The organism is Roseateles sp. (assembly GCF_046300915.1).
In the GTDB taxonomy this organism is placed as follows: Bacteria; Pseudomonadota; Gammaproteobacteria; order Burkholderiales; family Burkholderiaceae_C; genus Kinneretia.
Genome location: NZ_JBKCLH010000110.1, coordinates 24,557 through 39,197, shown reverse-complemented (window position 1 = coordinate 39,197; position 14,641 = coordinate 24,557). Strand labels below are relative to the sequence as shown.

8 protein-coding genes and 1 pseudogene are annotated in these 14,641 nt (G+C 65.6%); 7 read left to right on the top strand and 2 right to left on the bottom strand.

All coding sequences use genetic code 11. The annotated features are described in order from the left end of the window. A pseudogene (locus ACK5F2_RS08275) lies at positions 1-331 on the bottom strand (PAS domain-containing sensor histidine kinase); the annotation flags it as partial. Between the two features lie 203 nt (positions 332-534). On the opposite strand from ACK5F2_RS08275, the gene aceE reads away from it, so the two are divergent. The 7 genes from aceE (at position 535) to ACK5F2_RS08240 (ending at position 13,927) form a co-directional block, all read left to right on the top strand. Then, on the top strand, positions 535-3,243 hold the full coding sequence (gene aceE, locus ACK5F2_RS08270; protein WP_409864030.1) for a pyruvate dehydrogenase (acetyl-transferring), homodimeric type: 2,709 nt from the start codon (positions 535-537) through the stop codon (positions 3,241-3,243). 25 nt (positions 3,244-3,268) lie between these two features. Next, a complete protein-coding gene (gene aceF / locus ACK5F2_RS08265; RefSeq protein ID WP_409864028.1) occupies positions 3,269-4,936 on the top strand; it encodes a dihydrolipoyllysine-residue acetyltransferase in 1,668 nt (555 codons plus the stop codon). Positions 4,937-4,949: 13 nt separating this feature from the next. Next, positions 4,950-6,752, top strand: coding sequence for a dihydrolipoyl dehydrogenase (gene lpdA, locus ACK5F2_RS08260; protein ID WP_409864026.1), 1,803 nt, complete (start codon positions 4,950-4,952; stop codon positions 6,750-6,752). A gap of 395 nt (positions 6,753-7,147) precedes the next feature. Continuing rightward, the gene (locus ACK5F2_RS08255) at positions 7,148-8,023 is read left to right on the top strand and encodes an amino acid ABC transporter substrate-binding protein (RefSeq protein ID WP_409864024.1); all 876 of its coding nucleotides are present in this window, start codon (positions 7,148-7,150) and stop codon (positions 8,021-8,023) included. A gap of 212 nt (positions 8,024-8,235) precedes the next feature. Further along, entirely contained in the window at positions 8,236-10,446 is a 2,211-nt protein-coding gene (locus ACK5F2_RS08250; protein ID WP_409864022.1) for a prolyl oligopeptidase family serine peptidase, read from the top strand. 138 nt (positions 10,447-10,584) lie between these two features. Further along, positions 10,585-11,598 (top strand): helix-turn-helix domain-containing protein, encoded by a 1,014-nt coding sequence (locus ACK5F2_RS08245; protein ID WP_409864021.1) that lies wholly within the window; start codon positions 10,585-10,587, stop codon positions 11,596-11,598. A gap of 91 nt (positions 11,599-11,689) precedes the next feature. Further along, positions 11,690-13,927 carry a TonB-dependent receptor plug domain-containing protein gene (locus tag ACK5F2_RS08240; RefSeq protein WP_409864019.1) on the top strand — a complete coding sequence of 746 codons (2,238 nt, stop codon included), beginning with the start codon at positions 11,690-11,692 and terminating at the stop codon, positions 13,925-13,927. Positions 13,928-13,996: 69 nt separating this feature from the next. Here ACK5F2_RS08240 and ACK5F2_RS08235 read toward each other — a convergent pair whose 3' ends face one another. Continuing rightward, positions 13,997-14,617, bottom strand: coding sequence for a plastocyanin (locus tag ACK5F2_RS08235; protein WP_409864018.1), 621 nt, complete (start codon positions 14,615-14,617; stop codon positions 13,997-13,999). Positions 14,618-14,641 lie beyond the last annotated feature (24 nt).

The following is a 14,641-nucleotide window of genomic DNA, read 5'->3' as shown; positions in this document are numbered from 1 at the left end:
ACTCGTGGGCGTCGACTGCGCGGGTGACGATCTCCCGGGCGATGCGCACCAGCTGTTCCTGGTTCTCGATCAGGCGCAGCCGGATCTGCTGCTGGGCGATCTCGGTGTCGCGCTTGACGGCTTCGGCCTCGCGCTCAATCTCCTCGTTACGCAGATACCAGAAGGCCAGGATGATGGCCGCCAGGAAGAGCAGCACCGAGATCAGCGGACCCAGGGTGGCGAAGCGGTCCTGACGCGCCGGCGACTGGCGCCGCCACCAGGCGGTCGCCAGGCGCTGCAGGGGCAGCAGGGCACGCCGCGTGAAGTTCTTGAGTTCGAAGCGGGAGAGCATGGTGCGCGGATTATCAAGGCCAGCCGCTGCGGCATTCCTCACGAGAAAACCGATTAAATCTCACAATATGAAACGTGCTCGCGCTATTTGGAAAAATGCGCCATGCTGTGCGACACTCCCGCCGAAGTTTTGGCATCAGCCTCTAAATTCGGGCCCAACCACGTGTGTGCCGTGCCCTGATCCATAGACAACAGGAGACAAGCATGTCTGCTCAGCCGCAGTCTTTCCCCGGTGCAGCCCATGACACCGACGCCCTCGAAACCAAGGAATGGCTGGACGCGCTGTCGGCCGTGATCGGCGAGGAGGGTGGTGAGCGTGCCCACTTCCTGCTGAACCAGCTGATCGACCATGCGCGCCAGGCTGGCATCGACGTGCCCTTCTCGGCCACCACGGCTTATGTGAACACCATTCCGGCCGACCAGGAAGCCAAGTGCCCGGGCAATATCGAGATCGAAAAGCGTCTGCGCGCCTACATGCGCTGGAACGCGATGGCGATGGTGGTGCGAGCCAATCGCCTGAACCCGGCCGACGGCGGTGATCTGGGCGGCCATATCGGCTCCTTTGCCTCCCTGGCCTCGATGCTGGGTGCCGGCTTCAACCACTTCTGGCACGCCGAGAGCGAGAACCATGGCGGCGACCTGCTCTATATCCAGGGCCACAGCTCCCCCGGCATCTACGCCCGCGCCTTCCTGGAAGGCCGCCTGAACGAGGAACAGCTGGACAGCTTCCGCCAGGAAGTGGACGGACGGGGCCTGTCCAGCTACCCGCACCCCAAGCTGATGCCGGAGTTCTGGCAGTTCCCGACCGTCTCGATGGGTCTGGGCCCCTTGATGGCCATCTACCAGGCCCGATTCCTGAAGTACCTGCACGCCCGCGGCATTGCCGACACTGCCAACCGCAAGGTCTGGGCTTTCATGGGCGACGGCGAGATGGACGAGCCGGAATCCCTGGGCGCCATCGGCCTGGCCGCGCGCGAGGGTCTGGACAACCTAGTCTTCGTCATCAACTGCAATCTGCAGCGCCTGGACGGCCCGGTGCGCGGCAACGGCAAGATCATCCAGGAGCTGGAAGGCGAGTTCCGTGGCAGCGGCTGGAACGTCATCAAGCTGATCTGGGGCAAGGGCTGGGACGAGCTGCTGGCGCGCGACAAGAGCGGCAAGCTCAAGCAACTCATGATGGAAACCGTGGACGGCGACTATCAGGCCATGAAGGCCAATGACGGCGCCTATGTCCGCAAGCATTTCTTCGGCAAGTACCCCGAGACCGCCAAGCTCGTGGAGCATATGAGCGACGAAGAGATCTTCGAGTTGCGTCGCGGTGGTCATCAGCCCGAGAAGGTGTTTGCCGCCTTCCACAAGGCCCACCACAACACCACGGGGCAGCCGACCCTGCTGTTGGTCAAGACCGTCAAGGGCTATGGCATGGGCAAGGCCGGCGAGGGCAAGAACACCGTCCACCAGACCAAGAAGCTGACGGACGATGACATCAAGTACATCCGCGACCGTTTCGGCATCCCCATCCCCGACAGCGAGCTGCCCAAGCTGCCTTACTACAAGCCGGCCGACGACACGCCGGAGATGCGCTATCTGCACGAGCGCCGCCAGGCCCTGGGCGGCTACCTGCCCAAGCGCCGCGTCAAGGCCGACGAGAGCTTCACCGTGCCCTCGCTGGAGACCTTCAAGGCCGTGCTGGAGCCCACTGCCGAAGGCCGTGAGATCTCCACCACCCAGGCCTATGTGCGCTTCCTGACCCAGCTGCTGCGCGACCAGGCCCTGGGCCCGCGCGTGGTGCCCATCCTGGTGGACGAGGCCCGCACCTTCGGCATGGAAGGCCTGTTCCGCCAGATCGGCATCTACAACCCCAAGGGTCAGCTCTACACCCCGGTCGACAAGGACCAGGTGATGTACTACCGCGAGGACAAGGCCGGCCAGATCCTGCAGGAAGGCATCAACGAGGCCGGCGGCATGGCCAGCTGGATCGCTGCGGCAACGTCGTATTCGACGAACAACCGCGTGATGATCCCGTTCTACGTCTACTACTCGATGTTCGGCTTCCAGCGCATCGGTGATCTGGCCTGGGCCGCCGGCGATATGCAGGCGCGTGGCTTCCTGCTGGGCGGCACCTCGGGCCGCACCACGCTGAATGGCGAAGGCCTGCAGCACGAGGATGGCCACAGCCACATCCTGGCCGGCACCATCCCCAACTGCATCTCCTACGACCCGACCTTCGCGCACGAAGTGGCCGTGATCATGCACAACGGCCTCAAGCGCATGGTGGAGAACCAGGAGAACGTGTTCTTCTACCTGACCCTGCTCAACGAGAACTACGCCATGCCGGGCCTGAAGGCCGGCACCGAGGCCGAGATCCTCAAGGGCATGTACCTGCTGGACGGCGCCGACGCAAAGGCCAAGCTCAGCGTCAACCTGCTGGGCTCGGGCACCATCCTGCGCGAGTCCATCGCCGCCAAGGAACTGCTCAAGGCCGACTGGGGCGTGGACGCCCACATCTGGTCCTGCCCCAGCTTCAACGAGCTGGCCCGTGAAGGCCAGGACGTGGAGCGCTGGAACCTGCTGCACCCGACCGAGACGCCGCGCCAGTCCTTCGTGGCCCAGCAGCTGGCCAAGACCACGGGCCCCGTGATCGCCGCCACCGACTATATGAAGAGCTATGCGGACCAGATTCGCGCCTTCATCCCCAAGGGCCGCGAGTACAAGGTGCTGGGCACCGACGGTTTCGGCCGCTCGGACTTCCGCTCCAAGCTGCGCGAGCACTTCGAGGTGAACCGTCACTACGTGGTGGTGGCCGCGCTGAAGTCCCTGGCCGACGAAGGCAAGCTGCCGGTGGCCAAGGTCGCCGAGGCGATTGCCAAGTACGGCCTGAACGTCGAGAAGATCAACCCCCTGTACGCCTGATCGGCGCCCACGCGGAGACAAGAACATGGCATTGCTTGAAGTGAAAGTGCCCGATATCGGGGACGTCAAGGACGTGGCCGTCATCGAGCTGCTGGTCAAGCCCGGTGACACGGTCAAGGCGGAGCAGAGCCTGATCACGGTGGAGAGCGACAAGGCCTCGATGGAGATTCCTTCCTCGCATGCTGGCGTGGTCAAGGAACTGAAGGTCAAGCTCGGTGATACGGTCAATGAGGGCAGCGTGCTGCTGGTGCTGGAGTCGGACGCGGCTGCCGCTCCCGCTCCCGCTCCCGCAACCGCGCCGGCTGCTGCTCCGGCGCCTGTGGCGGCCGCCCCCGCACCGGTGGCGCCGCAGAACGTCGGTACGAGCTCTGTCGTGGTTGACGTTCCTGACATCGGCGACGTCGACGAGGTCGCGGTCATCGAGCTGCTGGCCAAGGTCGGCGACACCTTCAAGGTGGAGCAGAGCCTGATCACCGTGGAGAGCGACAAGGCCTCCATGGAGATCCCCTCCAGCCACGCCGGCGTGCTCAAGGAGCTCAAGGTCAAGCTGGGCGACAAGGTGGCCAAGGGCACGCTGATCGCCGTGGTGGAAGTCGCTGGTGGCGCCGCCGCGCCTGCACCGGCTGCGCCCGTGGCGGCTCCGGCTGCCGCTGCGCCGGCTCCTATGGCTGTGGCGGCCGTGGCGGCTGCAGTCGCAGCGCCGGTGGCTGCTGCCGTGCCGGCTCATGATCCCAGCGCGCCCAAGGGCAAGCTGCCCCATGCCTCGCCCAGCATCCGCAAGCTGGCCCGCGAGCTGGGCGTGCCGCTGGACGAGGTCAAGGGCTCGGGCCCCAAGGGTCGCATCGTGGAGAGCGATGTCCAGGGCTTTGTGAAGGCGGTGATGAGCGGTGCCCTGCAGACCAGTGCGCAGAAGGCCGCGGCCCCGGCGGGCGCGGCAGCAGGCGGCGCTGGCGCCTTCCCGGGCCTGCTGCCCTGGCCCAAGGTGGACTACGAGAAGTTCGGTCCGGTCGAGCGCAAGGAGCTGGGCCGCATCAAGAAGATCTCGGGCGCCAATCTGCACCGCAACTGGGTCACGATTCCCCACGTCACCAACCACGACGATGCGGACATCACCGAGCTGGAAGCCTTCCGCGTGCAGCTCAACAAGGAGAACGAGAAGAGCGGCATCAAGGTCACCATGCTGGCCTTCATGATCAAGGCCGCCGTGGCCGCGCTCAAGAAGTTCCCCGAGTTCAACGCCTCCCTGGATGTGGACGGCAGCCTGGTGCTCAAGCAGTACTTCCACATCGGCTTTGCGGCGGACACGCCCAATGGCCTGGTGGTGCCGGTGATCAAGGATGCCGACAAGAAGGGCATCTTCCAGATCAGCCAGGAGATGAGCGAGCTGGCCAAGAAGGCGCGCGACGGCAAGCTGGGCCCCGCCGAGATGAGCGGCGGCTGCTTCTCGATCTCGTCCCTGGGCGGCATCGGCGGCAAGTACTTCACGCCCATCATCAATGCGCCGGAAGTCGCCATCATGGGCGTGTGCAAGAGCAGCATCGAGCCGGTGTGGGATGGCAAGGCCTTCCAGCCGCGCCTGATCCTGCCGCTGTCCCTGAGCTGGGACCATCGCGTGATCGACGGTGCCGCCGCCGCTCGCTTCAACGTCTACTTCGCCTCGCTCTTGGCCGACTTCCGTCGGATTGCCCTGTAAGGAGAACCCAGTCATGGCAATCATCGAAGTGAAGGTCCCCGACATCGGCGACTTCAAGGACGTGGCGGTGATCGAGCTGCTGGTCAAGGTGGGCGATACCGTCAAGGTGGACCAGAGCCTGATCACGGTGGAGAGCGACAAGGCCTCCATGGAGATCCCGTCCAGCCATGCCGGCGTGGTCAAGGAGCTCAAGCTCAAGGTGGGTGATGTGGTGAACCAGGGCAGCCTGGTGCTGAGCCTGGAAGCCGCCGAGGCCGCAGCGCCCGCGCCGGCCCCTGCTCCTGCGGCTGCGGCCCCGGCGGCGGCTGCGCCTGCACCCCAGGCTGCCAGCTACAGCGGCAGCGCCGATGCGGAGTACGACGTTCTGGTGCTGGGTGGTGGCCCCGGTGGTTACTCGGCCGCCTTCCGCGCCGCCGACCTGGGGCTAAAGGTCGTGCTGGTCGAGCGCTATGCCAGCCTGGGCGGCGTCTGCCTGAACGTGGGTTGCATCCCGTCCAAGGCCCTGCTGCATGTGGCGGCCGTCATGGACGAGGTCAGCCACATGGCCGATCTGGGCGTGGACTTCGGCGCGCCCAGCGTCAATATCGACAAGCTGCGCGGCCACAAGGAAAAGGTCATCGGCAAGCTCACCGGCGGCCTGGCCCAGATGGCCAAGATGCGCAAGGTGACGGTCGTGCGCGGCTACGGCAGCTTTGTCGGTGCCAACCATCTCGAAGTGGAGGAAACCAGCGGCAGCGGCCAGGACAAGACCGGCGGCAAGACCGTGCTGGCCTTCAAGCGCGCCATCATCGCCGCGGGTTCGCAGGCCGTGCGCCTGCCTTTCTTCCCGCAGGACGATCGCATCGTTGACAGCACCGGCGCCCTGGCGCTCAAAGAAGTGCCCAAGAAGATGCTCATCGTCGGCGGCGGCATCATCGGCCTGGAGATGGGCACCGTCTACAGCACCCTGGGCGCGCGCCTGGACGTGGTGGAGATGATGGACGGCCTGATGCAGGGCGCGGACCGTGACCTGGTCAAGGTCTGGGAGAAGATGAACAAGCACCGCTTCGACAAGATCATGTTGAAGACCAAGACGGTGGGGGCCGAGGCCACGGCCGAGGGCATCAAGGTGCAGTTCGAGGGCCTGGACGGGAGCAAGAGCGAAGGCGTCTACGACCTGGTGCTGCAAGCCGTGGGCCGCACGCCCAATGGCAAGAAGCTCGCGGCCGACAAGGCCGGTGTGGCCGTGACCGACCGTGGCTTCATCAATGTCGACATCCAGATGCGCACCAACGTGCCGCACATCTTCGCCATCGGCGACATCGTGGGCCAGCCCATGCTGGCGCACAAGGCGGTGCACGAGGCGCATGTGGCGGCCGAGGTCATTGCCGGCGAGCTGCAGGGCAATAAGGAGCTGGCCTCCGCCGCCTTCAACGCCCGCGTGATCCCGAGCGTGGCCTACACCGACCCCGAGGTGGCCTGGGTGGGCCTGACCGAGGAGCAGGCCAAGGCCCAAGGCATCAAGGTCAAGAAGGGCCTGTTCCCCTGGGCCGCCTCGGGCCGCGCCATCGCCAACGGCCGCGACGAAGGCTTCACCAAGCTGCTCTTCGACGACAGCCCCGAGGCCCATGGCCACGGCAAGATCCTGGGCGGCGGCATCGTCGGGACGCATGCCGGCGACATGATCGGCGAGATCGCCCTGGCCATCGAGATGGGCGCCGATGCGGTGGACATCGGCAAGACCATCCATCCGCACCCCACGCTGGGCGAGAGCATCGGCATGGCGGCCGAGGTGGCGCATGGCTCTTGCACGGATGTGCCGCCGGCGCGGAAGTAAGCCAGCCTCCCGGCTCTTGTGACAAGGCCCGAACTGGCAACGGTTCGGGCTTTGTTTTGTGCGGATCTCTGCTGGTTTGGCCCCGCTCGCGCTTGACGTCGCCGGGGGGCCTCCCATCCGCAGCGCTGATCGCGCGGCAATCCTGCGAAAAGGTATGTAAAAACCCTGCTGATCGGCACTATTCGACGGAAGGCTGGGGTGCGAGCGTCACCGCTCTTCGCGTCGCCCAGCCTGCTGATGTACCGTATCGCGCCGCGCCTTTCCGGCGTATCCACAGCCGCTCTTGCCTGTGCTGTTTTGAGTTTTTGAGAGCGTCCATGCCTGCATCCTTTCTGCGTCGAGCCGTCCGTCCCGCTGCCGTGTTGTCCCTGCGCCCCCCGATTCGCCCGCTGACGATGGGTGTTCTCGGTCTGGCAGTTTCCCTGGCATCCCTTGCCGTTCATGCGGACACCCTGTCCCGCATCCGCGATACCAAGACGGTCAACCTGGGTGTCCGGGAGGCAGCCCGTCCCTTCTCCTTCCTGAACGACGCCAAGCAGCCAAGCGGCTACTCGGTGGACCTGTGCCTGGCTGCGGTGGACGAGATCAAGAAGGAACTCAAGCTGCGGGACCTGAAGGTCAACTATGTGGTGGTGTCCGGACCGGAACGGATTCCCAAGCTGCTGAAGGAAGAGATCGACCTGGAGTGCGGTTCCACCACCAACACCAAGGCCCGTCAGGCGCAGGTGAGCTTCAGCGACACCATCTTTGTGGCCCGCATGAAGGTGCTGGTGGCCAAGGGCACCCGGGTGGATTCCGTCAAGGATCTGGACGGCATGACCATCGCTGTGAGCAAGGGCACGACATCGGAGAAGCTGTTCACCCAGCTGAACAGCTCCGGCGAAGCCAAGATGCAGCTGGTGCAATACGCCAACAACAATGAGGCGTTCAAGGCGCTGCGTGAAGGCAAGGCACGCGCCTTCCCCCAGGACGACGCGCTGCTGCAAGGCCTGGCCTCGAAGGAGAACGCGCTGGATGCGCTGGGCCTGGCCAGCATGACTTTTTCGGTGGAGCCCTACGGCATCATGATGCGAAAGGGGGACACCCGTCTGAACGAGGTGGTGGATCGCACTCTGAGCCGTCTGTTCACCAGCGGCGAGATCCAGACCCTCTACAAGAAGTGGTTCGAGACGCCGGCCCTGAGCATCCCGATGAGTCGCCTGACGCGCGACAGCTTTATGCGCCCCAACAAGGAAGCCGGCGTGGCGATGTTGCTGGGCTATTCGATTTGAGCGGGTGAACGGCCGAGACAGCGTAGTCAACGGCGCCTGGGAGGTATGTCAAGGCCCTCGTGCGCGCATTGCCTTGAGCAGGTGCACACAGGCGCGACTCACTTGGACTTGTTCCTGCTGCAGCTTAGCCAGCGGCCGCAGTCGCCCACGCCGGCTTGAGTGAGGGGGCGCGCCGATTCCTTATGATCCGGCCCCTAAGCCGGAGAAGCCCTTTGAGAACCCCAGCCCCTGCACTTGCGCTTGCACTGACCCTGGCTTTGAGCACCGCGCTCAAGGTCGAAGCCGCCGTCGTGGCCGGCGTTGACATGCCCGCCCCGCATCCTCCCTGTCCGGTGAGCGATACCTACTGGGGGGTGAAGATCGAGGACCCCTACCGCTGCCTGGAGAACCTCAGTGAACCCGGCGTGCAGGCCTATATGAAGTCGCAGGCCGAGGCCACCGAGAAGGTGCTCTCGCGCATTCCGGGCCGCGAGCGCCTGCTCAAGCGCATCCAGGAGCTGGATGCAGAGGTGCCGGCCAATGTGACGGACGTGAGCCGCGATGCCCGGGGCAATCTGTTCTATGAAAAGCGTCTGGCCAGCGACAACCAGTTCAAGCTCTATATGCGCCGCGGCTTTGACGGCCCCGAGAAGCTGCTGGTGGACCCCGAGGCCCTGGCCAAGGCCACGGGCAAGCCCCATGCCATCGGCGCTTACAGCCACAGCAAGGATGGTTCCCTGGTGGCCTACAGCATCTCGGCCGGCGGCGCCGAGATCGGCACCCTGCATGTGATCAACACCGAGACCGGTCAGGAAGTGATGCCGCCCATCGACCGCATTCGCGGCGGTGGCGCGAGCTGGCTGGATGATGGCTCGGCCTTCTTCTACTCGCGCCTGGCCCAGGGCTGGGAACAGCGCCCGCGCGCCGAGCGCTTCATGGACAACACCGTCTATCTGCGGCGTTTGGCCGAGCCGGACAAGGATGTGGCGGTGTTCGGCCCCACCGTGCACCCTGAACTGGGCCTGGACCGATCCGACGGCGCCAGCGTGCTGGTGCTGCGCGGTCAGCCCGTGGCGCTGGCCGTGGTCTATCACGGCGTGAGCCGCTACCGCTCGCTGTATATGAGCGACACCGCGGACCTGCTGGCGGGCAAGCCCAAGTGGCGCAAGGTGTTTGACCAGTCCGCGAAGGTGGGCGATGTCAGCGTGCACCAGGGTTGGCTGTACCTGCGCTCGGCCCAGGACGCGCCGCGCTACAAGCTGCTGCGCCTGGCCCTGCCGCAGGCCGATATGGCCCGTGCCGAGCTGCTGGTGCCGGGCGGCGCGGAGGTGATCACGGCCATCGCGTCCGCGCCCGAAGGTCTGTACTTCACCCGCCGCGATGGCGCGGCCAAGAAGCTGTATCGCCTGCCGCATGGCCTTGAAGCGGGGGCTGCGGCGAAGGCGGCGCAAGCTATCACGCTGCCGTTTGAAGGCAATGTGACCATCGCGGATGCCGACACCGAGCTGCCTGGCCTGGTGCTGCAGCTCTCGGGCTGGACCCGCACGGCCCAGCACTATTTCCTGGCCGCCAAAGACAGTGCGCCCAAGGCGCTGAACCTGGCGCCCCAGGGCAAGTTCGATGTGCTGCCCGGCGTGGTGGCGCGCGAGGTGAAGGTGAAGAGCCACGACGGCGTGGAAGTGCCGGTCTCCATCATTGCGCGCAGCGACATCAAGCTCGATGGCCGCAACCCGACCCTGCTCTATGGCTATGCCGCCTACGGCACTGTGGAGGAGCCCGGCATCAGCCTGCGCACCCTGGCCTGGCTGGAGCAAGGCGGGGTGATGGTGTTTTGCCATGCGCGCGGTGGCGGCATCCTGGGTGATGAGTGGCACAAGGCCGGCCACAAGACCAGCAAGTTCAACACCTGGCGCGATGGCATTGCCACTGCTGAGTGGCTGATCCGGCAGGGCTACACCTCGCCGTCCAAGCTGGCCGTGTATGGCGGCAGCGCCGGCGGCATCTTCGTGGGGCGCGTGCTCACCGAGCGCCCCGATCTCTTTGCCGCGGCCGGCATCGGCGTGGGCAATCTGGACCAGATCCGCAGCGAGACGCGGGCCAATGGCGCGGGCAATATCCCCGAGTACGGCACGGTGAAGATCGAGCAGGAGTTCCACGCGCTGCGCAACAACAGCACCTATGAGCACATCAAGCCCGGCACCAAGTACCCGGCCCTGCTGTTCGAGCATGGGGTGAACGACACGCGTGTGGATGTGTGGATGAGCACCAAGACGGCCACCCGCTTTGTCGCCGCCAATCCCCAGGGCAAGCCGGTGCTGATGCGTCTGGAATATGACGCCGGCCACGGTGTGGGCTCCACGCGCATCCAGGGTCAGCAGCGCACGGCGGACCGCTGGTCCTTCTTCCTTTGGCAGGCGGGCGTGCCGGGCTTCCAGCCGAAGTGAGGCGCCGTGCCGCCGCCTGCGCGGCGGCGTGATCTGGCCGCAGGCCGTCCCCGGACGGTCTTCAAGAGGATTCAGCTCCGAACAGCGACCGTCTGCGACCGGCCCATTTGTACGAACAGCGCCTGACCGATGAATCCCTTGAGCCAACATCTGCTGTTCTTCTTTTCATTGCTCGGCAGTTTCAACGGCATCGCCCTGGCCTGTTTTCTGTGGTGGCGTGCGCGCGGGCGCCCGACCCAGCGCTGGCTGGCCCTGCTGGTCTGGCTGGTCAGTGTGCGCACCGGCAAATCGGTGGCCTATCACTTCTGGCCCGAGGTCTCCAGAACCGTGCAGCAGCTGGGCCTGAGTGCCTGGTTCCTGATCGGGCCTTGCCTGTTTTTTCTGCTGCGCTCCGGGCTGGGTCGCAGCGCCGGTCTGCAGCGTGCGGACCGCTGGCATCTGGGCTTCTTGATCGCGCTGACGCTGGCGCTGAATCTGCTGCTGCCCTATGCCCAGCATGTGCGGACCTGGTGGACCTGGGTCATTCCGGGCATCAATGCCGGCCTGCTGGCCTACTGGCTGCTGGCGACCCTCGTGCTGTGGCAGCGGCGCGCGCAACTCAGCGATACGCAGAGCGCCTTGCCCCTGCTGGGTGCCTGGGGCGGCGTGGGCCTGATCTGGGTGGCTTACTGGACGTCCACCTATACCTCCTACATTGTCGGTGCCCTGTCATTTACTTTTGTGCTGGCTTTCAGTTTGCTGATCGCGTGGCGCGTGTATTCGGGCCAGGCCGCGATTGAGCCCTATCAAGACAAGAGAATCCCCCCGGATGAAGCCCGCGCTCATTTGACGCAGCTGGATGCCCTGATGGCGGGAGAGGCGCTGTATCGGGATCCGAATCTGAATTTGCAGCGCCTGGCCCGGCGCATGGGGCTGCCCCAGGCCAAACTCTCGCAGCTCCTCAATGACAACAACCAGACCTCGTTCAAGCAGTACCTGAGCCAATGGCGGGTGGACGCGGCCAAGACCCTGCTGCGGGACGCCCAGCCGCGCTCCATGGAGGAGGTGGCCGAGGCCGCCGGATTCCAGTCCGCGTCCACCTTCTACAGCGCCTTCAAGAAGCTCGAAGGCATCACCCCCGCGGCCTATCGCAAGGCTGCGCAGAGCTCCTGAAACCTGTTCCTGGAGTCCGGAAAACCGTTGCAAGGCCTTGATTTATAGGGGCGTTGCTAGCCTGCAGGCTTCTTGTTACGGAGCCTGATCCATGCCCAAGTTTTCCGGCCTGCCGCCCGCCCACAGCCGTGTGGCGGCTTCGCTATTCCTCCTTCCCCTGGCCTGTGCGGCCCAGGACGCGGCGAATAATGAGGGCCTTGTCCGGCCCGAGCGCTCCAGCCTGCAGCGGGTGGAGGTGCTCGCGCGGCAGAGCGCGACCGAGTTGCGCCGCGCCGCCAGGCAGGCCAAGCAAATCGTGGGTCGCGAGGAGCTGGATCGATTTGGTGACAGCAATATCCTGGATGTATTGCGCCGCCAGCCGGGCGTGAGTATTGGCAGCGATGGTCCGAGTTTGCGGGGGCTGAGTGGTCGCTATACGCAGATACTCATCAATGGCGATCCGGCGCCGGCCGGATTCTCGATCGATCAACTCCATCCGGCCCAGATTGAGCGCATCGAGATACTGCGAACGCCGACGGCGGAGCAGAGTTCGCAGGCGGTGGCCGGCAGCATCAACGTCATTTTGAAAAACACCCCCAGGCGCTCACAGCGGAGTTTGCAGCTAAGCCTGAACGATGGGAGCAAACACCTCGACCCGGATCTGCAGCTGACCGTGGGTGAGAGCCAGGGGCCGCTCGCCTTCACCCTGCCGATCTACTTCTCCGACTGGGAGCGCGAGTACAACCGCGCCGACATCGAGCGGCGCGGCCTGGGGACCGACGGCCAGCTGGCGCTGGGCCGGCATCACAGCCGATTCGTCGCCTGGGGCGTGATCGCCAATGCCGCACCGCGCCTGAACTGGGAGCTGGGCCCCGATCACAAGCTCTCGCTCAGCGCCTTCTTGCAGAAGCTGAACTGGAACGCCGGCATCGATACCCAGAACCGCGCCATCACGGGCCAGCCGCCGGAGATCGACGATCTGGACTTGCACCGTGACACCTACAACCGCAACGCCCAGGCCAGCTGGTCCAAGGGTCTGGCCGATGATCAGCGCCTGGAACTGCGCGCCGGCGTGCAGCAATCGAGCTGGAGTCTGGCCAACCAGAGCTTTGGCGACAGCGGACTGCGCACACGCACCCTGGGCGCGGGGCGGGCCGAGGGCCTGACGCAATCGGGCAAGTACAACCGCCTGCTGGGTGAAGATCATGCGCTGAGCCTGGGCTGGGACCTGGAGCGGCGCGAGCTGAGGGAGAGCCGTGATGCGGTCGATGCCAACGGTCAGCCCCTGGCCGGTGGCTTCGAGGGCCAGCCTTATGAGGCCCGCCTGCTGCGCCAGGCCTTCTATGTGCAGGACGAATGGGAGCTGACGCCCCGGTGGCAGCTCTATCTGGGGCTGCGCCACGAGCGCATCCAGACCCGCGGCCAGGCCATGGGGCCTGGTGCTGCGGCACTGAGTGCCAGCAGCCGCGTGAACTCGCCCGTTCTGAGCTTCAGCCACAAATTCGATGCCAGGGGGCGCCAGCTCTTGCGTGCCAGCCTAAGCCGCAGCTACCGGGCCGCCGACCTGAACCTGATGCTGGCGCGGCCCGTGGTCAGCGTGCAGTTCCCCAATGTCGAGCAGGCCAACACGCCGAATGCACCGGACCGCCTGGGCAACCCGGGGCTGAAGCCCGAGCTGGCCACGGGTCTGGACATGGCCTATGAACACTACGGCGCGGGCGGCGCGATGTTCAGCGTGGGCGTTTTCCATCGCCGCCTCGAAGGCGTGGTGCGTCAGGTGCTGAGCCTGCGCGATGTGTCCTGGGCCAGCGTGCCGCGCTGGGTCAGCGAGCCGCAGAACTTCTCGAACGCCCAGACCAGCGGCCTGGAGCTGGAGGCCAAGGGTCGGGCCTCCGAACTGCTGCCCCAGCGCTGGGCAGACTCATCAACGGCGCGGGCCCTGAGTCTGCGTGCCACCTTCAGCGCCTACCGCTCCCGGGTCCAGGGCCTGCCCGGGCCGGACAACCGCCTGGACGGTCAGGCGCCCTGGACGGCCTCGTTCGGCTTTGACCAGGCCGTGAGCGGCATGCCGCTCACACTGGGTGCCAGCCTGAGTCTGAGCCCCGGCTACAGCACCCAGCTCACGGAGAACCAGCGCCTGGACCGCTCGCGCACCCGGGTGAGCGAGATCTACGGCAAGTGGCAGTACAACCGGCAGCTGTCCTTGCGCCTGACGGCCAAGCAGGGCGCGCTGCCCTGGGGCGGTCCGCCCAATCAGATCACCACCCAATGGCTGCCGGACGAGGCCTACAGCCGCACCGATCGCCGCGCCACGCCGAACTACGCCCTGGTGATCGATATACGTCTGTGAGCGGCGGCGAGTGTTCTTCCCTGCGGCCGCCCGCAACCTCGCTGGGGGCGGCGCATGCGGGGCAATGTCTCAGTACCCGTAGGAGGGCCCGCTTGGCGCCCGCTTCTTGAGCGGCGCCACCTGTGTGGCCATCCGTATCGGCGCCATGCCCTCGAGCACCTGGATGGCCAAGGCCGGCGTTTCCACCAACTCGTCGGCATGCCAAACCCGCAGCCGCCCGGCGCCAGACGGCACGCCACTGAGCCTGAGCTGGCCCTGCGCGTCGCTGACCGCGGCCCAGGGCGAATCGGTCACATACAGATGCCCGCGCATCGAGGCATGCAAATGACAGCTCAGCAGCTGCGGCCCGGTCTGGCTGTATTGGCGCTGCTCACGCGCCGGGCTCTTGCCGGCTGTCTTGCCCGCAAGGCGGAAGGCATAGCCCTGACTGGGGTCCAGGTACACCCCGCCGGGGCCGACCACGCCGCCTCGAACATGGTGATCCCAGCGATCCAGATTGACAAAGTTCACCTTGGTCGTGAGTTGCACCACACTGACCGCCGGCACAAAGCGCATGCCTTCTTGCTCGATCGTGTGCTCCATCTTCGCTTGGGGGCGAGCACCGGTGGCCGTGCTCTCCAGGATCACGACGGCTTCTGGCAAAGGCTTGCCATCACGATCCAGCACCTGAATGCTGATCTCTGCCGCCATCACGCTTGCTGCCAGCCAGAGCCC